We start from the raw sequence: 21,550 nt of genomic DNA, 5'->3' as shown, positions 1-21,550 counted from the left end.
CCAGACGGGGAGTAGAGCAAGGGGGCATTTTGCCGTCCACCGAAAGCCACGGCGCAGACAGCCTGGGTTAAGAAAATCGCGATGAAACCTGGCAACCCGCCCCCAAGTCCCTGACAAGCCGCCCCTTATACGCCGCAGAACCGCGCCAGACGCCAACAAGTGAGGCCCTTTCGGGCCCCTGTCATTGCCAACCCTGAGTCATGGCGCCGGCGCAGGCTGAGGGTCATACCAAGGCTCATGCGATCCCCTCTGTCGAGCAGCCGCAAGCCGGGGTGACCGGCCATCTGGTGGGCATTGGCGGCATGGCTCTGGGGCTCCAGGCAGACGAAGCCGCTCCCCTCATCGGGCTGGTAGAGCATCAGGAATTCACACCCGCTTGAGACCAGCAGGCGCTGCTGGCGGGCCGGGTGGTCAATCTCGGCCTGACCACGCCAGCCGCCGTAACAGTTATTGAGCCACCCTTGTGGGCGAGCCCACTGACGAAAGTCGAGGTGGGGCGCCAGTCTGCTCGACCAGTCGGTCGGCAGATGATCCGGCCCCTCCTGCCAGACGCCGCTCGCCAGAAAGCGAATGCGGGTCTGCTCGACGCGCCAGAAGAAGGGGTGGAAACCCGCGCCGTAGAGGCAGGGCACCTCCCCCAGATGGGTCAAGCCGATGCGCGCCACCAGACTCGGCCCCAGCAGGCGATAGTCGATCTCCGCCAGATAGTGAAAAGGGCCGCAATGGCTGGTGAGCTGCAAGGTCACCGAGCTGCCGGTCAGCGCCACCGGCTGCCATGGCTGCAACCAGCCATCCCCATGCAAAAAGAAGTGGGGATCGCACTCGCTCGCGGGCAATGAATATTGCTCTTCCCACAGTTCGAACCGGTTGCCTGCAACCCGATTGGCCAAGGGCAGCATGGGAAACAGCGCGCTCTGCCCGGGATGCCAGGGCTGCGCCGGGTCGGTGTCTCGCAGCAGCGGACGCCCCTTGTCATCTTCCAGCCCCAGCAGGCAAGCCCCCTGTGCAGAGACCCGCATCCTAAGATGCGGGTTGCTCAATGTGTATACCCTCATGCAGCCGTGCTCGCCTTGGCCGGCGTCAGTTCAACCTTGCCTTGGGCCAGCTGGGCTTCCAGCGCTTCCAGTGTCACCCCCTTGGTCTCGGGCACCTTGCGGTAGATAAAGATGAGACCGGCGAAGCAGATGAGGCCGTAGAGCAGGAAGCTGCCTGCGGCGCCCAGCCCGGCGTTAAGCAGCGGGAAGGTGTAGGTCAATACGAAACAGGCGATCCAGAGCGCCAGGGTACCGGCCGACATCGCCAACCCCCGCACCCGGTTGGGGAAGATCTCCGAGAGCAGCACCCAGGTGACCGGCGCCAGGGTCAGGGCATAGATGGCGATGGCCGCCAATACCAGCAGCAATACCGGCAGCCCCAGCACGCCGCTGGCATAGGCAGCCGCCATCATGGCGTAGATGATGGTGAGACCGGCCGAGCCAATCAGCATCAGCTTACGACGACCAATCTTGTCCACCATGGGCAGCGCAATCAGGGTAAACAGCAGGTTGATAAGACCGGTGGCGACGATGGATTTGAGGGTGCTGTTGATGTCAAACCCGGCGGAGGCAAAGATCTCCTGCGCGTAGTTGAAGATGACATTGATGCCGCACCACTGCTGGAACACCGCCAGCACAATCCCGATGACGAGGATGGGGCGCACCGAGGGCTTGCCCAGCTCCGACAGCGACACCTTGTGGGTCTCGCCCACCAGAGTCTGGCGGATCTCGGCCAGCGTCTGCTTGGCATAGGCATCACCGCCAATCTTGCCGAGCATGCGGGAGGCCTTCTCATACTGGCCATCTTTGGCCAACCAGCGCGGCGACTCCGGCACGAAGAACATCAGCACCAGAAACGCCAGGGCAGGTACCAGTTCGGCACCGAACATCCAGCGCCAGCCGGACTGACCATTCCAGGTCGCCAGAATATCGGCCTGGGTGGCGTTGCTCGCCACCGGATCGGCGATCATCAGGTTCACCAGCTGAGCCGCCAGCACCCCGATGACTATGGTGAGCTGGTTGATGGCCACGAACTTGCCCCGCTTGTCGGCCGGGCTTATCTCGGCGATGTACATGGGGGAGAGCGCCGAAGCCAGACCAATGCCGATGCCGCCTATGATGCGATAGACCACGAACAGATCGAAGTTGCCGGCAGCGGCCGTGCCCCAGGCCGAGATAGTGAAGAGGATGGCGGCCAGGATCAGCGGCTTCTTGCGACCGAAGCGATCGGCGGTCCAGCCGGAGATGGCCGCCCCCAGCACGCAGCCCACCAGCGCCGAGCTCATGGCCCAACCGGACTGGGCCGGATCCGTGATGGCGAAATAGGCCTCATAGAAGGGCTTGGCCCCGCCAATCACCACCCAGTCATAACCAAACAGCAGGCCACCGCAGGCGGCCACCAGGCAGATCATCCAGATGTAGCCCATATTGAGGCCGTACGTATCCAATTGATTTTGCGAACTTTTCATGACGCACTCTCTCTATCTTGTCGATTGTAGGGTACTGGGGCGCTTCGCACCGTGGCGAAGCGCCGGTTTTTGTTATGAGAGTTATGAGTTGAGTGACAACTCGCGGCAGATCAGGGCAAAGAGGTGCCCCTTGTCGTGAGCCGGGTTGAGGGCGAGCAGCTCTCGCAAGGTCTGTTCACAGCCATCCCGCTGACCCAGCCCCAACAGGCCGAGCGCCCTGACCAGCAGACAGTGCTGGCGATGTTTGTGCTGCGGGTCGTCATCGAGCACGATGAGGTCAGGCAGTGAGACGGCGAAGAAATCCGCCTCGACCCGCTCGTCCATGGCCTGCTCGGCCCAGCCGACCATCCCCTCAAACAGGCGATGGGCCTCAGGAGCGCGGCCGAGGCGCGCCAGCGCCATGCCCTGATAGAAGAGGTAATCCACCGGCTGATCGTTGTAGTAGCGACTGACCCCCAGCGACCCCTGACCGAGACAGGCCTGTTGCAAACACTGGGCGGCCAGACTCTGGTGGTCACAGGCAAGGTGGCAGAGCGCCAGCAGGTAGTGGATATCGTTGTCGGTTTGCCCCACCAGACGCCCCTCCCCCAGATTGAGGGGGTAGTGCAGCGCCTGTTGCAGCAACACAATGGCCTGCTCGTGACGTCCCTGAGTCATCAACACCAGCGCCCGGCGCTGCTGGTTGATGAGGTACTGGCCGGTCACCTTGCCCTCGCCCCCCTCCCAGGGGTGGAATTCGCGCAGCCGCAAGATCTCCGCCGCCGCTTCCAGCCGCCCTTCGATGTGATAGAGGCTGAGCAGTTCGGCGGTCAGGTCGTCGCGCTTGAGGGCCACCTCACGGTGTGCTTCCAGCAGCGCCAACCGCTCGGCGGGTGCCATGGCGCAGCGCTTGTGCAGTTGATCCAGCTCGAACAAGAGGCGGGCATCATCCGGCTTGAGGGCAAAGGCCCGGCTCAGACACTGCTCGGCCGCCGCCAGGTCGCCGCTCTTGTTGAAGTGATAGATGCCAAGGTTGCGCCAGGTGGGGGCAAACCCGGGTGCCTGCTCGCACACCCGCTGCCACAGTGCGATGGCCTGCGGGTAGCTGCGCTTGCTGTAGTGGAAGCAGCCCAGCAGATAGCTGGCAAACCAGCTGTGGGAAAGCTGAGCCAGCATGGCCACCTCCCCCAGAGTGTTGGGGAAGCGCACCTTGCGGCCAAAGGCCTGCTCGGCCCGTTGCAGCAGGGCATACTGCGCCTCACCTTCCGGCAGCAACGCGGCCTGGAACAGCAGCGGCAGGGTCTCCTCCACCGGCACCGACGTCAGCAGCTCGAGGGCCAGTTCGGGGCGCCCCAGTGCCAGCAGATTACTGGCCAGGAAGCAGAGGTTCACCCCGCGCCCGTTGCACAGGGTGCGCAGCGCCTCGAGATCGGTCGGCTGCTCGCTTGCCAGCCAGCGCAGGAAGGCCAGCTGATAGTGAAGCGGATAACGGACTCGCTGCTCGTCGATATAGGCGATGGCTGCCTCCCGCTGGCCAGACTCCAGCAGCGCCAACCCTTTAAGGGCGATGGCGCCATAGTGGGTACCGTTGACCGCGAGGCTCTTCTCGACAAAGGGCAGCGCCTGCAGCGGGTCACGGCGCACCATGGCGATGCGGGCCAGCCCGAGGAAGCCGCTGTCGCGGCAGTTACCGCTCCAGGTCGCCTTGTAGAAGTCATCGAAGGCGGCATCAAACTGGCCCAAACGCTCCTCGATATGGGCCCGCAGCAAGCTCGCCTTGCCACACTGGGGGTTCTTGTTGAGCCGATGGGCACGGACCAGCGCCTGATTGACGTAGGCCAGCGCCTGCTCATAGTTGGCGCGGTTGTACTCCAGCGTTGCCAGCGCCAGGTTGCAGCGATAGTCGCCACTGTCTAGCTCCAGAGCCCGCAGGTAGTAATCAAAGGGGGAGCGGCTGGCGTGCAGATACTGCTCAAGATGCTGGCCGATGAAGTAGAGCTCATCGACCGAATCGAGATTGACGGCAGGTTCCGGCGCCGTGGCCGGATCCGGCAGGGCTTCGCCCGCAGGCTGATGCTCGAGATAGCTCAGGATCGACTGGCCCTGCTCATCCAGCAGGCGTACCTGCAAGCGTCCCTCGCTGGTGATGGCGAACGACTCAAGCCAGGCCTGACCCGGTTGCAGATCCAGAGGTTGCGTAAACAGCGCGCCCCCCTCGTCGCTCACTTCGAAGCAAGCGTGGCACAACGGCGCGATCGCGTAGGCACCGCACAGCAGGCCGTCGTCGGTGCGCTCCAGCTTGATGGCGGCGCGGGTGTTGGCATTTTGCAGGGTGCCGAGGGTGTTGTAAGGCAGGAAGTTCTGCACGAACACCTTCTCCTCCCCCGCATCCAGCCAGGTGAAGTCGGGCTGGTTGTCGGTGTAGACCCCGGTCATCAGCTCGATGTAGGGGCCATTGTGGTCGGTGAGGTTGCGATCCCAGGCCAGACCGAAGTCGCAGTTGCCCCAGCTCCACTGCTTCTTGCCAGGGGAGACATGGTGATCCGCCACGTGCAACAGGCCGCCCTGCTCGTCATGGCAGTAGGCACCGACGAAGTCGTAGTCGGACTTGTCCGCCATATAGGAGGTGGGCACCGGAATGTTGCGGTAACGGGAGATATCGACCCCGGCGGAGTAATCCACCTTGTAGTAGGTGCCGCGGGCGATGGGGAAGGCGCTCACATCGCGCTTGCCGTGGTCATAGACGGCGGTGACGTCGGGTGGGAAGACGCTCTGGTGGGCATCGCCCCCCTTCACCGCCGGATTGGACCACCAGAGGAAGTGGCGCGGGGTGTCGTTGCCGTTGAACACCTTGCCGGTGATCTCGATGAGCGCCTTGTCCGGATAGAGGGTAAAGCCCGCCATCACCTGCAGACCGCGCATCGCCTCCACCTCGCCGAGCCAGACGGTCTTGGCGCCACCCTCGCGATCCGCAATGGTGAAGTCCACCGGCATAAAGGTGGTGGGTCTGTGGTGCTGGGGCCAGTTGAACTCGATGCCGCCGGAGATCCAGGGACCCACCAGCCCCACCAGTGCCGGCTTGATCACCTCGTTGTAATAGACAAAGTCCCGCTGCATCACCTTGTCGTAGGCGCGGTGGATACGGCCACCCAGCTCCGGCAGCAGCATCACCTTGATGAAGTCGTTCTCCAGCCAGACCGCCTGATAGGACTTCATCTGCTTCTGGCCGGTCAGGGTGTCGATCACCCCATAGGGATAGACAGCCCCCGAGGAGCCCTGATAGACCCGCTTCTCGAGAAACATGGGGTTGGGATCTTCGGCACCGACCTCGTAGGTCGGCAGGGTGACGGCCTCTACCCAGACTCTTACATCAGCTCTCATCAATCTCGCCTCATTCAACATTTATTAGTAAACGTTTCGATGAGGCCAGTTTAGAATGGTGATTACAGCGATTTTCGCTTAAAGATCACGCAATACAGTAAGCGGAGTTTAGTGAACTGATGATCATCGGCCTGAACAACCAGAAGGTACGCCACCACAACAAGCAGGTGTTGCTGGCGCTGCTCTACCAGCTCAAGGAGGCGAGCAAGTCCACCCTGGCCCGCCATTGCGAGCTCTCCATCCCGGCGGTCAGCAAGATCCTCGACGAACTGGTGGCCGACGGCGCCATCAGCCACAGCGAACAGAACCTCTCCTTGCGCGGCATCAATGGCGGCAGCTACCGCATCGCCAGCGGCCAGGGGGCCATCTTCTGCCTCAATATCAGCCCCACCAGTCTGGAGAGCATATTGGTGGATAACCTGATCACCCCACTGGGTGAGTTCAGCGGCCAGAAGATAGCGCCGCAGACCCCAGATGAGCTGCTGCGCCTGATTGAAGCGCACTACTACCAGCACAAGCGCCGCCACAAGGGGCTAGCGATCCGGCTGGCGCTGGCGGTACACGGTCAGGTCAACCCGGCCACCGGGGTGTCGCAAACCATGCCACAGGCCCCCTGGCACGCGCCGGTCGAGCTCAAATACCTGCTGGAAGAGCGTCTCGGCTGCGAGGTGATGGTGGATAACGACTGCATCATGCTGGCGCTGGCCCAGAAGTGGCAGGGCCGGGAAGGAAACGGGGATTTTTGCGTCATCAACGTCGACTACGGCATCGGCTCCGCCTTTATCATCAACGGCCAGATCTACCGGGGTGCTCTCTTTGGCAGCGGCCAGATAGGCCACACCATCATCAACCCGGACGGCAGCGCCTGTGCCTGCGGCCGCTATGGCTGCCTGGAGACGGTCGCCTCGCTGTTTGCCATCAAAAAACGGGCCCGGGTCTTTCTCAAGCAACAAACCAGTGCCGACAACCCGGCGCTGGCGGGTGGGGAGCTCGACACGGCCCAGCTGCTCGCGCTCTACCATCAGGGGGATGCCATGATCCGTGCCCTGGTGGACGAAGGGGCCCGCGCCATTGGCCTGAGCCTCTACAACTTCCTCAATATCCTCAACATCAACCGCATCTGGCTCTATGGCCGCAGCTGCGACTTCGGCGAGCCCTGGCTGCAGACCATCGTCAGCCAGACCGGTGCCAACCCCTTCGACTGCAGCGATGCGGTGAATGCGACCCAGCTGCGCTTTGGCACGCTCACCCGTGCCCAACAGGTGATGGGCATCGGCTATCTCTATGTGGAGCGAGCATTGGCGCAGCGTGATGCGGCAGGCTTTAGCCAGTGAAAACGGGTCGCCCCCTGCCCCGACAGATGATGCTGGCTCTAACCAGGGAAACTTGCCGCCCCTTCCCCCGGCAGATAACCCGGCAGATAAAAAGTGAGCCCGCTCCCGATTGCAGAACTCCGTATGGGGAGTAGGAGAGCCAAGTGGAGAGGAATATGATGAGCGCGCCATCCAGAACAGGAGCCAGTGCATCATGACAGCCCAGAGTGAACAGCAAAAACGGAGTGAACAACAGGAGCAGTGCGAAATCCACCGCTGCGACCGGTGCGGGGAGCGCACCCGCCATATAGTGGTGCTGGTCCCTCGCGATCACAGTCAGGACATCATGCCCAAGGATCCGCGCAAGGCCTTCTGGCAAGCCTTTCGTTCCAGCACCCTCACCAACTGGGCATTCGGCGAGACCCTGGCCTATCAGGCCACCCATGTAAAGCACCTTATCTGCGAGCGCTGCGGCGAAAAGTTTCTGGAATATTGAGTAACGACCAGGTCTCGAGGGCGGCCCGCCCCGGACAGTCACCAGCACAGTAGGGTGCAATAAGCGCAGCGCATTGCACCCCTACCTTTTCTGCCACCACACAAGCGGTGCCATTCACTTCGTTCATTGCACCCTACGGGGTCCTCATAGCTGTGGTTTCACTCGCGCGTAGTGGTGGGCTGTCCGGCTCCAATGGCTCAACCCATTTCTCCACCTTTCCCCTCGCCTGCTTCCTCTTATCAATAGCCCCATCACCGCTATTTGTGTGCGCTGCTTCACATCTTTCTTCATCACGCCTTCTCACAAATTTACAGAAGAAGCTTGTCTCTCCCGTCCAGACTGGTAGGGCCACAGCTATATAACCGCAAGAGAATGCCCGCTAACAACATGATTTTATATGTAAAAACCAATTAGATTAGCTACTACTGCCCAACTCCTCGCTTTGGGATCCGGCTCACACTCGGTATTTTACCGCACAAAAATCCAGTCATTCGCACATTTGTCCGATAGGGTGGCGTGTGTCCCGGCGCGATAATAGTCGTGTCAATTTTGTCTGCATGTCGTGCCAGCACGGCAATGCCAACAGGCTCCATCAAGGGAGCAGGGAGAACGCCATGATCACCACCCTTATCAACGAGCAGCTGATCGCGCTCGATTTAAAGGCGACGCGCAAGGAGGAGGTCTTCACCGAGATGACCCGCTTGCTGGTCGCCCAAGGCAAGGTCAGCGACGAGCAGCAGTTCATCAAGGACTTGTGGGCCCGGGAAGAGCTGGACAACACCGGCTTCGAGGAAGGCGTGGCCCTGCCCCACGCCAAGAGCGCGGCGGTGAGCACCCCTGCGGTGGCCATCGGCATCAGCCGCAGCGGCATCGATTACGGCGCCGAGGATGGCAAGCCCTCCCGGCTGTTCTTCATGATTGCCTCCCCGGCGGGCGGCGCCAACCACCATATCGAGGTGCTGGCCGAGCTATCCGCCAAGCTGATCGAAGAGGGCTTTATCGACGCCCTGCTGGCGGCCAGGACGCCGACCGATGCGCTGGCCCTGCTGCTCGAGAAGAAAGAACCGCAAGTGGCCGCCCCGGCCGCCGACAAGGGGCTGATTATCGGCGTCACCGGCTGCCCGGCCGGCATAGCCCACACCTATCTGGCGGCGGAATCCCTGGAGCGCGCCGCCAAGGAGCTGGGCTTTGAGGTGAAGGTGGAGACCAACGGCTCCATCGGCGTCAAGAACAGCCCGACCGCGGCCGAGATCGCCCGCGCCAGCGCCATCGTCGTGGCCTGTGACAAGCAGGTGGACATGGCCCGCTTCAACGGCAAGCCGCTCATCAAGACCGGGGTGAAGGCCCCCATCAAGGATGGCAAGGGTCTGATCGAGCAGGCGCTGAAGGCCCCCGCCTATGTGGCGGACAAGGATGAGCGCAAGAGCGAGGAGAAGAGCACGGGCGGCAGTTCGGATCTCTACCGTTATCTGATGAACGGCGTCTCCCACATGATCCCCTTCGTGGTCACGGGGGGTCTGCTGATCGCCCTGGCGCTCGCCATCGGTGGGGATCCGACCCCGAGCGGCATGCAGATCCCGGCAGGGAGCATGTGGAACCAGATCCTCAACGTGGGCGTCGCCGCCTTCACCCTGATGATCCCCATACTGGCGGGCTATATCGCCTACGCCATAGGTGACAGACCCGCTCTGGCACCGGGCTTTATCGGCGGCTGGATCGCCAACAACGGCAGCTTCTACGGCGCCGACGCCGGGACCGGCTTTATCGGTGCCATCATAGCGGGCCTGCTGGTCGGTTATCTGGTGCGCTGGATTGCCACCCGTCACTACCACAAGATGGTGCAGCCGCTGGTGCCCATCCTGATCGCCCCCATCGTCGGTTCGCTCTTTATCGCCGCTGTCTTCATCTTCATCATCGGTGCGCCCATCGCCGACATGATGACGGGTCTGAACGCCATGCTGCTCTCCATGAGCGGTGGCAGTCTGGTGCTGCTGGGCATAGTGCTTGGGGGCATGGCGGGCTTTGACATGGGTGGCCCGGTCAACAAGGTGGCCTTCCTGTTCTCGGTGGGCATGATTGCCTCCGGCCAGACCCAGTTTATGGGTGCCATGGCCTGCGCCATACCGGCGGCGCCGCTTGGCATGTCGCTCGCCACCGTGCTCGGTCGCAAGCTCGGCATCTTCGACGCCACCGAGATTGAGGCGGGCAAGGCTGCCGGTGCCATGGGTCTGGTGGGGATTTCAGAGGGCGCCATTCCGTTCGCCGCCCGTGATCCGCTGGCGGTCATCCCCGCCAACGTGCTGGGCAGCATGACAGCCGCCGTGATGGCCTTCCTGTTTGGTATCACCAACAGCGTCGCCCACGGTGGTCCCATAGTCGCCCTGCTCGGCGCCGTCAACAAGCCGCTGCTGGCCCTGCTCTGCATGATCTGCGGCGCCATCGTCACCGGCGTGGTGGCGGTCGCCCTGAAAAAGCTGCGGGTGAAGAAAGCTGACCAGGTGGCGCTGGCCCAGGCGGCTTGAACCTTGTCCACCACAGGCACTTGAGATGACAAGGAGGCCACCCCCGGGTGGCCTCCTTGCTTTTGCACGCCCCTGCCCTGACCACCTTTTTGTGAGCCTTTCGGCTCCTGCCTCTGCGGCGCGACGCCACACCAGGCGCGCGACCCTGTGAGCCGACACTGTGATCCCCTTCACGCTTCAGGGTCACAAGCCGCCAAACTAGGAAATTTTCTTAAGCCCCCTAGGCATGGCTCTCACGCCATCCACAGCCCGCCTCTTTACAGTCGACCTACCTGATGTAGTTACCCGGCACGCCATGGTGCGTTCGGGCATGGGTTCAATCGACAGGGGAGCGCAGCGCAGTTCGCCCTCTTCCTGTCGCCCTTTCCGTGGCGTGACCTCCCATAACAGATTGAACGAGTTCAATACACAAATGAGGAACGCGGCGGGAATAGCGTCTATCTCGCAGAGGATGAACGAAGATGTTTAAACTGCTCGAACAGGTCCGGATCCCCACCCTGGACCTGCCGGTCGAAGCCCGGCGCAAGCTCTGGTTCAAGCCATTCATGCAATCTTATCTGGTTGTATTCATTGGCTATCTGACCATGTATCTGATCCGCAAGAACTTCAACATCGCCCAGAACGACATGATCCAGGAGTACGGTCTCTCCATGACCGAACTCGGCATGATAGGCCTTGGCTTCTCCATCACCTACGGGGTGGGCAAGACGGTCGTCTCCTACTATGCCGACGGCAAGAACACCAAGCAGTTCCTGCCGCTGATGCTGATCCTCTCTGCCCTCTGCATGCTGGGCTTCAGCGCCAGCATGGGGGGCACGGGGTTCAGCCTCTACTTCATGATCTTCTTCTATGCCCTGAGCGGCTTCTTCCAGAGCTGTGGTGGCTCTTGCAGCTACTCCACCATCACCAAGTGGACCCCCCGCAACAAGCGCGGCACCTACCTCGGCATGTGGAACCTCTCCCACAACGTGGGCGGCGCCGGTGCGGCCGGTGTGGCGCTGTTCGGTGCCAACTACCTGTTCGATGGCAACGTGCTCGGCATGTTCATCTTCCCCTCCATCATCGCCCTCATCGTCGGCTTCGTCGGCCTGCGTTTTGGCAGCGACTCGCCGGAAGCCTATGGCCTTGGCAAGGTGGAGGAGCTGTTTGACGAAGTCGCCAGCGAAGAGGACATCGCCACCGAAGAGCAGAAGCTGACCAAGTGGCAGATCTTCGTGAAGTACGTGCTGATGAACAAGGTGATCTGGCTGCTCTGCTTTGCCAACATCTTCCTCTACGTGGTGCGCATCGGCATCGACCAATGGTCCACCGTCTACGCCCACCAGGAGCTCGGCTTCTCCAAGGAAGTCGCCATCCAGGGCTTTACCTTCTTCGAAGTGGGCGCCCTGGTCGGCACCCTGATGTGGGGCTACCTCTCGGATCTGGCGAACGGTCGCCGTGGTCTGGTGGCCTGCGTGGCACTGGCGCTCATCATCGCCACCCTGGGGCTCTACCAGCACGCCACCACCCAGTTCATGTTCCTGGGCTCCCTGTTCCTGCTGGGCTTCCTGGTGTTCGGTCCGCAACTGCTGATCGGCGTGGCCGCCGTGGGCTTCGTGCCGAAACAGGGCATCAGCGTGGCCGACGGGGTCAAGGGGACCTTCGCCTACCTCATCGGTGACAGCTTCGCCAAGCTGGGTCTGGGCATGATAGCCGACGGCACCCCCATCTTCGGCCTGACCGGCTGGACCGGCACCTTCGCGGCGCTGGACATGGCCGCCGCCGCCTGCCTGGTGCTGATGGCCTGCGTGGCCGTGGCCGAGGAGCGCAAGATCCGCCGCATCAAGCGTGAACTGAAAGCCGCCGAGCTGGCTACCCAGTCCGCCTGATAACAGCAACACATTTCACTTCGTAGCGTGCATTCGGCCCCCCTTTCTGGCGGGCCGTTTTTTTATCCAAGGCGTCAAGCGCCTGCCAATGCCCCCTTCTCTGCTCACCCCTTGCGCAGCCAAGGCCTGTGGGCGCGGCCAAGATCCCACTTTCACCCCGCACCTTTGGCAAAAGCCGCCCCATGGCGCTATCTTGTGGCCCCACCTCAATTTGCTTCGAGAGCCCATGAAGATCCTCGCCGTCACCGCCTGCCCCACCGGCATCGCCCACACCTACATGGCCGCAGAGGCGCTGCAAAACGCCGCCGACAAGCTGGGACTGAAGATCAAGGTGGAGACCCAGGGCGCCATGGGGCTGGAGAACGTGCTGACCGCCCGGGACATCGCCAGCGCGGATCTGGTGCTGATCGCCTCCGACATCGAGATAGAGCAGAAGGAGCGCTTCCTCGGCTGCACAGTGCGCCAGGTATCCCTGGAGTCCGTGCTGCTGGACGCCGCCGCCGTGCTCAAAGCCGCCACCCCTGGCGCCTGAATGCTCCGCCGCGAGCTCACCTTCTGCTGCCATCAGGGCTTGACCATCACCCAGGCCAAGCAGCTCTGTCGACTGGCCGGGCTGTTCAAGTCCCAGATCCTCTTCATCAACATCAGCCGTCGCCAGCGGGCAGAGGCGAGCAGCCAGCTCGCCCTGCTCACCCTGGCCACCCAGCCCGGGGATCTCTGCCAGTTGCTGATCGAAGGACTGGATGCCGAGCTCGCCCACATGGCCTTCACCTGCTGGTGCGTGGAGCTGGGCCAGCCGCTGGGGCGCCCCGCCACCTCGGCCCGGGCCGAGCAGCGGCTGGCCGCCGCCCTGCCCGACTACGGCTTTTCCCTCGCCCAGCTCGGCCACAGCTCGGCGCCCCTCGACAAGGCCTTAGCGTTGCAGGTCCTGGTGGATCTGCTGCCAGCGGAGCGGGTGCGCGACAGAGCCGCGCTGGAGCAAGCCGTAGCAGATCGGGAGCGACTCGCCGCCACCATCATCAGGCCGGGCCTCGCCATGCCCCATGTGATCTGCCCCGCCATCCGCCAGCCCGCCCTCTCGCTGCTCAGCTGCGATGAGCCCCTCCCCTGGGGGTCGGCGCTCGGGCCTGTGCAGACCATCATCTTGCTGGCCATTCCGGCCGGTCTGGCCCCCGAACAGCTGCGCCCCCTCACCCGGCTGGCCCGCGCCCTGATGGACGAGGTGGTCAGCACGGCGCTCTTGCACGCAAGCTCGGCCCCCGCCCGCCAGGCCATCGTCATCGACAGCATGCTCGGCTGAATCTCCCAACCCCTCTCCCTGCGAAGGGAGAGGCAGGGAGAGGGTCTGCCGCACTCTTTCCCTCTATGCCCCGATGACCCATGGCGAGCGCCGCCGTGATACACTCCGGCATCCCCTGTTTTTGGTATGCACGCGATGAAACCTGCCCGTCCCCGCCTCTCCCTCTCCGACCGCACCAGCGCCGCTGGCCGCCCCCCACAGGATGAGGCCCACAAGCCCGGCCTTGCCCGCTCACGGGCCGGCACCCGGCAGGCGGGCGACGCCAGAGTGGCGGGGCAAAAACCAGAGGTGGCACCGGCAGATCGCAAGCTCTTGCTGCTGAACAAGCCCTATATGGTGCTCTGCCAGTTCACCGACGAGGCGGGGCGCGAAACCCTCAAGGATTACATCAAAGAGCCCGGCATCTATGCCGCGGGCCGGCTCGACAGAGACAGCGAGGGGCTCTTGCTGCTCACCAACGACGGCAAGCTGCAGGCACGCCTCACCCAGCCCGGGGAGAAGACCCCCAAGACCTACTGGGTGCAGGTGGAAGGGGTGCCGAGCGAGGCGGCACTGGCCAGCTTGCGCGCCGGGGTGGAGCTCAACGACGGCATGACGCTGCCCGCCGGGGTGCGGCTCATGGACGAACCCGAGCTGTGGCCGCGCAACCCGCCCATACGGATGCGCAAGGAGATCCCCACCAGCTGGCTCGAGATCAAAATCATCGAGGGGCGCAACCGTCAGGTGCGGCGCATGACGGCCCATATAGGCCACCCCACCTTGCGCCTCATTCGCTACGCCATCGGCGACTGGACCTTGGGTAACTGGCAAGAAGACGGGCTGGCACCCGGCCAGAGCCGCAGCCTGCCCGCCCCCGAGCTGGCGCCGGCCAGGCGCCAGCCGTCATCACCCCGAACCAGTGGCAGCGCAGCCAAACCGGCAGGGGAGGCGCCGCGCCGGGCGAGCCAGCCCCCGCAACGCCACAAGCCACGCGGCACGGGCAAGCCCGCATCACCCACGACGGGCGAGAACAAACCCCGCAGCAGCGGCCGGGGCACGGCCCGCCGACCCGCCCGCCACCCCGGCGACAAGGAGTCATCATGATCGAACACCCGCCCCTGCCCGCCCGCCTGACGGTGGCCGCCCTGGTGCACTGGCAGGGTCGTTTCCTGCTGGTGGAAGAGGAGATCAAGGGGCAGCGCCGCTTCAACCAGCCCGCCGGCCACGTGGAGCCGGGGGAAAACCTGATTGAGGCAGCCTGCCGCGAGCTGAAAGAGGAGACGGGGCTGACCGCAACCCCCAGCGCCTGGCTCGGGGTCTATCTGTTCAAGCCGGCGGACAGCGAGGCCACCTTCGTGCGCACCGCCGTCATCTTCGACCTTGAAAAGGCGCCGGGTCAGCACCATCCAGAGGATCCCGACGGCGATGTGCTGGCCTGCCACTGGCTCACCCTGGAAGAGATAGCCGAGTGCAAACCGGCCCTGCGCAGCCCCTTGGTGTGGCAGTGCATCCAGGACTACCTGGGGGGCACCCGCCTGCCCCTGTCGGCGCTCAAGGCCTTTATTTGAGTCCATTTGAAGCCGTTTTTTGCCTATCTTGGCAAACGACGGAAAAACGATTTCCCGTCGCCGGGCTCCCGAGGGGAACGACGGCAGGGAGATGTGACCGGGGGCGCAAAACTCTGGTAGAATACGCCCCGTTTAAACGAACTGGTAACTTCGACTAATGACAGACAACAGCCAAATCAAGGTGATCGTCGGCATGTCCGGCGGCGTGGATTCTTCCGTCTCGGCCTACCTGCTCCAGCAGCAGGGTTATCAGGTCGAAGGCTTGTTCATGAAGAACTGGGAAGAAGACGACACGGACGAGTACTGCTCCGCCTCCCAGGATTTGGCTGATGCCAAGGCCGTCTGCGACAAGCTGGGCATGAAGCTGCACACCATCAACTTCGCCGCCGAGTACTGGGACAACGTGTTCGAGCACTTCCTGGAAGAGTACAAGGCGGGGCGCACGCCGAACCCGGATATCCTGTGCAACAAGGAGATCAAGTTCAAGGCGTTCCTCGAATTTGCCGCCGAAGAGCTGGGTGCCACCTACATCGCCACCGGCCACTATGTGCGCCGTGACGACAGCACCGGCCACCCGCGCCTGCTGCGCGGTCTGGACACCAACAAGGATCAGAGCTACTTCCTCTACACCCTGAGCGAAGCCCAGGTGGGTCAGAGCCTGTTCCCGGTCGGCGATCTGGAGAAGCCCGAGGTGCGCCGCATCGCCGAGCAGCTCGAGCTCATCACCGCCAAGAAGAAAGACTCCACCGGCATCTGCTTCATCGGCGAGCGCAAGTTCAAGGACTTCCTGGCCAAGTTCCTGCCCGCCCAGCCCGGCCCCATCGAAACCGTGGATGGCAAGGTGATCGGCGAGCACCAGGGGCTGATGTATCACACCCTGGGCCAGCGCAAGGGGCTCGGCATCGGCGGCATGAAGGATGCGACCGAAGAGGCCTGGTACGTGGTGGACAAAGAGGTGGAGCGCAACACCCTGGTGGTGGCGCAAGGCGAGCATCCCCGCCTCTACTCCGATGGCCTGATCGCGAGCCAGCTGCACTGGGTGGATCGCACCCCGATCCGGGCGCCGCGTCGCTGCACCGTCAAGACCCGTTACCGCCAGCAGGATATCCCCTGCCTCATCCAGCCCATCGACGATGAGACCATACGGGTCATCTTCGACGAGAAACAGGCTGCGGTGACCCCGGGCCAGTCCGCCGTCTTCTACGACGGGGAAGTCTGCCTGGGCGGCGGCATCATAGAACAGCGTTTCAGCCATCCGGTTTGAATCCTTAACAGAAGGCAGCAGACGTGAGCGACAAATTCCAAGACAGAACAATGGCTTTCGCCGGCATCTGCCAGGCGGCCTATCTGGTGCAGAAAGTGGCCCGTGACGGCAACTGTGACGAGGCCTCCCTGCGCGAGAGCCTGCAAAGCGTGCTGGTGACCAATCCCAAGCAGCCGCTGGAAGTGTTCGGCAGCCACCTCGCCATCCGCGACGGTTACCGCGCCCTGGTGGAGCAGCTGGGGGCCGACGGCAGCCAGAAGAATGCCGAGCTGACCCGCTACGTGGTGAGCCTGATTGCGCTGGAGCGCAAGCTGGCCAAGCGCAAGGACATTCTCAACATGCTGGGGGAGCGGATCGGACAGATCGGCCGCCAGCAACAGCATTTCGATCTGCTCGACGAGCAGATCCTGGCCAACATGGCGAGCATCTACAGCGATCTCATCAGCCCCATAGGGCCGCGCATCCAGGTGGCGGGCACCCCGCTGTTCCTGCAGCAGCCCCTGGTGCAGCACAAGGTGCGCGCCCTGCTGCTGGCAGGCATCCGTGCCTGCGTGCTGTGGCGCCAGCTTGGCGGCAGCCGTACCCAGATCATCTTCGCTCGCAAGAAGATGGTCGAACTGGCCAAACGTTTCTAAGAATCGGCTCGAGCTCCGTCGTGAGAGGCCGGAAGCAAGGTGAAGCGCAACGCAGGTACCGGAGTTTATGTCGATAAATAAGGATGCCGAGCAGCACATGAGCCTTGATAACGGTCTCGTAACAGGAGCGCGAGTTGATGAGAATCCCCCACACCAATCATCAGGAGTTCACCCCATGGAGCTGTCCGCGCTGACTGCTGTTTCCCCGATTGACGGTCGTTATGGCGACAAGGCCGATGCCCTGCGTCCCATCTTCTCCGAATTCGGTCTGCTGCGTTTTCGCGTCGAAGTCGAGGTGCGCTGGTTGCAAAAACTGGCCAGCCACGCCGGGATCCCGGAAGTCCCTGCCCTGAGTGCGGCCGCCAATGCCGTGCTGGACGGCATAGTCCTGAACTTCAACGAAGCGGACGCCGCGCGCATCAAGCAGATCGAGCGCACCACCAACCATGATGTGAAAGCGGTGGAGTACTTCCTCAAAGAAAAAGTCGAAGTGAACCCGGAGCTCGCCGCCGTCAGCGAATTCATCCACTTCGCCTGCACCTCGGAAGACATCAACAACAACTCCCACGGCCTGATGCTGAAAACCGCCCGCGACGAGGTCATCAAGCCTTATTGCGAGAAGCTGATTTCCGAGCTCAAGCGTCTGGCCGTTGAGTACCGCGACATGCCGCTGCTGTCACGCACCCACGGCCAGCCGGCGACCCCGAGCACCATGGGCAAGGAGATGGCCAACGTCGCCTATCGCCTGGAGCGCCAGTACAAGCAGATCATGGCGGTGGAGATCCTCGGCAAGATCAACGGTGCCGTGGGCAACTACAACGCCCACGTGAGCGCCTACCCTGAAGTGGACTGGCACCAGTTCTCCGAGGAGTTCGTGACCTCCTTGGGCCTTTCCTGGAACCCCTACACCACCCAGATCGAGCCCCACGACTACATCGCCGAGCTGTTCGACGCCATGGCCCGCTTCAACACCATCCTGATCGACTTCGACAGGGACGTGTGGGGCTACATCTCCCTGGGTCACTTCAAGCAGCGCACAGTGGCGGGCGAGATCGGCTCCTCCACCATGCCGCACAAGGTCAACCCCATCGACTTCGAGAACTCCGAAGGCAATCTGGGTCTGGCCAACGCCGTGTTCCAGCACCTGGCCTCCAAGCTGCCCATCTCCCGCTGGCAGCGTGATCTGACCGACTCGACCGTGCTGCGCAACCTGGGGGTGGCCGTGGGTTACTCCCTGATTGCCTATCAGGCGACCCTCAAGGGCATCTCCAAGCTGGAAGCGAACGCGGACGCCATGGCCGCCGATCTGGACGCCAACTGGGAAGTACTGGCCGAGCCCATCCAGACCGTGATGCGCCGCTACGGCATCGAGAAGCCCTACGAGAAGCTCAAGGAGCTGACCCGTGGCCGTCGCGTGGATGCCGAAGGCATGCGCACCTTCATCGATACCCTGGAACTGCCCGAGGCCGTCAAGGTCGAACTGAAGAAGCTGACTCCGGCCAACTACCTCGGTCAGGCCCAGCGTCTGGTCGATCTGCTGAAGTAAGCGGCTAAACCGAACCGGCGGGGGCTCTGTCATGACGGCAGGGCCCCCGTTGATTTTGGCCCATTTGATAGCATCACAGGCTATCGGGCCATTTCAGAGCCCTTGCCCAAGCCCGATTTGGGCAAGATCTCTCACAAGATACGAGAAGCACCATGTACGAACTCAATCTGGATATTGCCCACTTCCTCGAGCATTACTGGCAGAAGCGCCCGCTCCTCATCAAGGGCGGCTTCACCGACTTTCAGGATCCCATCAGCCCGGACGAGCTGGCTGGGCTGGCCATGGAGGAGGTGATCGAATCGCGCCTGGTGACCCGCTTCGACGGCAAGTGGGCCGCCGAACACGGGCCCTTCGAGTCTTATGACCACCTGGGGGAAGAGAACTGGACAGTGCTGGTACAGGCCTGCAACCACTGGGCCCCCGAGGTGCACGAGCTGGCGCTGCCGTTCCAGTTCATCCCGGGCTGGCGCTTTGACGATGTGATGGTGAGCTTCTCCACCCCCCATGGCGGCGTCGGCCCCCACATCGACAACTACGACGTCTTCATCACCCAGGGCCAGGGCAAGCGTCACTGGCGGGTCGGCGATGCCAAGCCCCTCGAGGAGTTTGCCGCCCACGCCGCCCTGCTGCACTGCGAGCCGTTCGAGGCGATCATCGACGCCATCATGGAGCCGGGCGACATCCTCTACATCCCGCCCGGATTCCCCCACGAGGGCTACGCCATCGAGCCCTCCCTGAACTTCTCCGTGGGCTTCCGGGCACCGGATGCCAAAGCACTTATCTCCTCCTTTGCCGATCACCTGATCGACAACGATCTGCGCACCGAGCGTTACGGCGACCCGGACCTCAAGCCCCGCGCCCGTCACGGCGAGATCCAGCCCCATGAACTGCACCGCCTGCGGGAGCTGATGCAACAGGCCCTGGATGACGAGACCCTGTTCAAGGAGTGGTTCGGCACCATGATCTCCGAGGCCAAGCACGATCTGGACGTGAGCCCCATGGAGCCTGACTACAGCGCCGAGGAAGTGGCCGACCTGCTGACCCAGGGCGAGCCCGCCATCAAGGTGCCGGGCCTGCGCTCCGTCTGGTTCAGCGGCGAGAGCCGTAGCTGCTACATCGACGGCGAGGCCTGGACCCTGCCGAGCGAGGATGCGGCCGCCATTTCGCTCTTGTGCGACAAGGACATCATCACCCAGGCCGACATGGTGGAACTCGCCGATCAGGCCGGTTTCCTGCAGCTGCTGACCCGTCTCATCAACCGCGGTTACTGGTTCTTCGGCTAAGCCTGCGCAACAGGCGCGCCGCCTGCCCGGGCGACGCGCCTGGTCGGACGCTGACGCCCATCCTGCGTTGTGGCGCCCCAATGACTACACTGGGTGACGGCCAAAGGGGGAAAGGGGCCCTGACCCGTCGCCGGCACTCTCATCCCTTGTTTGTCATTTAACTACATGGGATCGGGTCATCGACGGGGGCGAAAAATGGGAACCAAATGGCCTCACTCGCGGAAAATCAATTATTTTAGCCCCTAAAATCAGCTGTGAGCGAAAACGTTATCTTTCAAATTGAGGCGTTTTTAGCTCAAAACGTTGTTTCTGGATCATAAAAAGTATCCAAAAACTGGTGTATATTGCACGGCGGAAACTCCTTAACCATGAAGACTGACATGAAAAAGACCAAAATCGTCTGCACCATAGGTCCCAAGACCGAATCCAAAGAAATGCTCGGCAAGATGCTCGACGCCGGCATGAACGTCATGCGCCTGAACTTCTCTCACGGTGATTACGAAGAGCACGGCACCCGTATCCGCAACCTGCGTGAAGTGATGGCCGAGACCGGCAAGCACGCAGCCATCCTGCTGGATACCAAGGGTCCGGAAATCCGTACCATGAAGCTGGAAGGTGGCAACGATGTCTCTCTGGTCGCCGGCCAGACCTTCACCTTCACCACCGACCAGACCGTGGTTGGCAACAAAGACAAAGTCGCCGTGACCTACGCCGGCTTCGCCAACGACCTGCGCGTCGGCAACCGCATCCTGGTTGACGACGGCCTGATCGGTCTGGACGTCATCGAAATCACCGAGCGCGAAGTCATCTGCAAGGTGCTGAACAACGGTGATCTGGGCGAGAACAAGGGCGTCAACCTGCCGGGCGTCTCCATCAAGCTGCCGGCCCTGGCCGAGAAAGACAAGCGTGACCTCATCTTCGGCTGCGAGCAGGGCGTGGACTTCGTTGCCGCCTCCTTCATCCGCAAGAAAGAAGACGTGCTGGAAATCCGTGAGCACCTGAAGGCCCACGGTGGCGAGAACATCCAGATCATCTCCAAGATCGAAAACCAGGAAGGCCTGGACAACTTCGACGACATCCTGGCTGTCTCCGACGGCATCATGGTTGCTCGTGGCGACATGGGTGTGGAAATTCCGGTTGAAGAAGTGATCTTCGCCCAGAAGATGATCATCACCAAGTGCAACAAGGCACGTAAAGTGGTCATCACCGCCACCCAGATGCTGGACTCCATGATCAAGAACCCGCGTCCGACCCGCGCCGAAGCCGGTGACGTGGCAAACGCCATCCTGGATGGTACCGACGCCGTCATGCTGTCTGGCGAATCCGCCAAGGGCAAGTACCCGCTGGAAGCCGTGACCATCATGGCCACCATCTGCGAGCGTACCGACGCCGTGATGCCGTCCAACCTGTCTGCTGCCAACGACAGCAACAAGCTGCGCATCACCGAAGCCGTTTGTAAAGGTGCCGTAGAGACCTCCGAGAAGCTGGACGCCCCGCTGATCGTGGTTGCCACCGAAGGCGGCAAGTCTGCCAAGGCCATTCGCAAGTACTTCCCGAAAGCCTGGATCCTGGCCATCACCACCAACAAGAAAACTGCTGCCCAGCTGGTCCTGACCAAGGGTGTGGTTGCTCACGTTGTTGACAGCATCGCCTCCACCGACGATTTCTATCGCATCGGCAAGGAAGCGGCACTGCAAAGCGGCATGGGCCTGAAGGGTGACGTGGTCGTCATGGTCTCCGGTGCCCTGGTACCGAGCGGTACCACCAACACCGCCTCCGTTCACGTACTGTAATCAGTCCTGAACCATTGAAAACGGCGCCTTGGGGCGCCGTTTTTTTTATCTCTCCCCCCTGCTGCCTCTCTCGCGCCGGTGCTAGAATCCACGCGGATTTCCCCCAGTGGGAAACCTCCC

Annotated in this window: 16 protein-coding genes; 13 read left to right on the top strand and 3 right to left on the bottom strand. The window is 62.5% G+C overall.

What is annotated here, in order from left to right:
* Positions 1–125: 125 nt before the first annotated feature.
* From ACB030_RS07235 to ACB030_RS07225, 3 genes are all read right to left on the bottom strand, one after another.
* Positions 126–1,055 (bottom strand): aldose 1-epimerase, encoded by a 930-nt coding sequence (locus ACB030_RS07235; protein ID WP_371158793.1) that lies wholly within the window; start codon positions 1,053–1,055, stop codon positions 126–128.
* Positions 1,052–2,503, bottom strand: coding sequence for a sugar porter family MFS transporter (locus tag ACB030_RS07230; protein WP_371158792.1), 1,452 nt, complete (start codon positions 2,501–2,503; stop codon positions 1,052–1,054). Before ACB030_RS07230 ends, ACB030_RS07235 begins: the two co-directional genes overlap by 4 nt.
* A gap of 81 nt (positions 2,504–2,584) precedes the next feature.
* Entirely contained in the window at positions 2,585–5,863 is a 3,279-nt protein-coding gene (locus ACB030_RS07225) for a DUF5107 domain-containing protein (RefSeq protein WP_371158791.1), read from the bottom strand.
* A 119-nt stretch (positions 5,864–5,982) separates the two neighbouring features.
* Between ACB030_RS07225 and ACB030_RS07220 the strand changes: the two genes are divergently transcribed.
* The 13 genes from ACB030_RS07220 (at position 5,983) to pykF (ending at position 21,430) form a co-directional block, all read left to right on the top strand.
* The gene (locus ACB030_RS07220; protein ID WP_371158790.1) at positions 5,983–7,197 is read left to right on the top strand and encodes an ROK family protein; all 1,215 of its coding nucleotides are present in this window, start codon (positions 5,983–5,985) and stop codon (positions 7,195–7,197) included.
* Positions 7,198–7,390: 193 nt separating this feature from the next.
* Positions 7,391–7,672: a hypothetical protein gene (locus ACB030_RS07215; protein ID WP_371158789.1), complete on the top strand. Its 282-nt coding sequence runs from the start codon at positions 7,391–7,393 to the stop codon at positions 7,670–7,672.
* 614 nt (positions 7,673–8,286) lie between these two features.
* The gene (locus ACB030_RS07210) at positions 8,287–10,194 is read left to right on the top strand and encodes a fructose-specific PTS transporter subunit EIIC (protein WP_371158788.1); all 1,908 of its coding nucleotides are present in this window, start codon (positions 8,287–8,289) and stop codon (positions 10,192–10,194) included.
* 461 nt (positions 10,195–10,655) lie between these two features.
* Positions 10,656–12,062 (top strand): hexose-6-phosphate:phosphate antiporter, encoded by a 1,407-nt coding sequence (gene uhpT / locus ACB030_RS07205; RefSeq protein ID WP_371158787.1) that lies wholly within the window; start codon positions 10,656–10,658, stop codon positions 12,060–12,062.
* 226 nt (positions 12,063–12,288) lie between these two features.
* Entirely contained in the window at positions 12,289–12,594 is a 306-nt protein-coding gene (locus ACB030_RS07200; RefSeq protein WP_371158786.1) for a PTS fructose transporter subunit IIB, read from the top strand.
* Complete coding sequence (locus ACB030_RS07195; protein ID WP_371158785.1) at positions 12,595–13,362, top strand: PTS sugar transporter subunit IIA; 768 nt, start codon at positions 12,595–12,597, stop codon at positions 13,360–13,362.
* A 135-nt stretch (positions 13,363–13,497) separates the two neighbouring features.
* Entirely contained in the window at positions 13,498–14,445 is a 948-nt protein-coding gene (locus ACB030_RS07190) for a pseudouridine synthase (RefSeq protein WP_371158784.1), read from the top strand.
* Positions 14,442–14,909: an NUDIX hydrolase gene (locus tag ACB030_RS07185; protein WP_371158783.1), complete on the top strand. Its 468-nt coding sequence runs from the start codon at positions 14,442–14,444 to the stop codon at positions 14,907–14,909. The genes ACB030_RS07190 and ACB030_RS07185 overlap by 4 nt, the downstream gene beginning before the upstream one ends.
* A gap of 157 nt (positions 14,910–15,066) precedes the next feature.
* Positions 15,067–16,173 carry a tRNA 2-thiouridine(34) synthase MnmA gene (mnmA, locus tag ACB030_RS07180; protein WP_371158782.1) on the top strand — a complete coding sequence of 369 codons (1,107 nt, stop codon included), beginning with the start codon at positions 15,067–15,069 and terminating at the stop codon, positions 16,171–16,173.
* 23 nt (positions 16,174–16,196) lie between these two features.
* Positions 16,197–16,808 (top strand): high frequency lysogenization protein HflD, encoded by a 612-nt coding sequence (gene hflD, locus ACB030_RS07175; protein WP_371158781.1) that lies wholly within the window; start codon positions 16,197–16,199, stop codon positions 16,806–16,808.
* 175 nt (positions 16,809–16,983) lie between these two features.
* A complete protein-coding gene (gene purB / locus ACB030_RS07170; RefSeq protein WP_139439357.1) occupies positions 16,984–18,354 on the top strand; it encodes an adenylosuccinate lyase in 1,371 nt (456 codons plus the stop codon).
* Positions 18,355–18,506: 152 nt separating this feature from the next.
* Positions 18,507–19,637, top strand: coding sequence for a cupin domain-containing protein (locus ACB030_RS07165; RefSeq protein ID WP_139439356.1), 1,131 nt, complete (start codon positions 18,507–18,509; stop codon positions 19,635–19,637).
* Positions 19,638–20,017: 380 nt separating this feature from the next.
* On the top strand, positions 20,018–21,430 hold the full coding sequence (pykF, locus tag ACB030_RS07160; RefSeq protein ID WP_025327713.1) for a pyruvate kinase PykF: 1,413 nt from the start codon (positions 20,018–20,020) through the stop codon (positions 21,428–21,430).
* The last annotated feature ends 120 nt before the right edge of the window (positions 21,431–21,550 follow it).

Origin of the sequence: Aeromonas sp. S16(2024), assembly GCF_041403065.1 — a bacterium.
Classification (GTDB): domain Bacteria; phylum Pseudomonadota; class Gammaproteobacteria; order Enterobacterales; family Aeromonadaceae; genus Aeromonas.
This window is presented reverse-complemented; position numbering and strand designations above follow the sequence as displayed.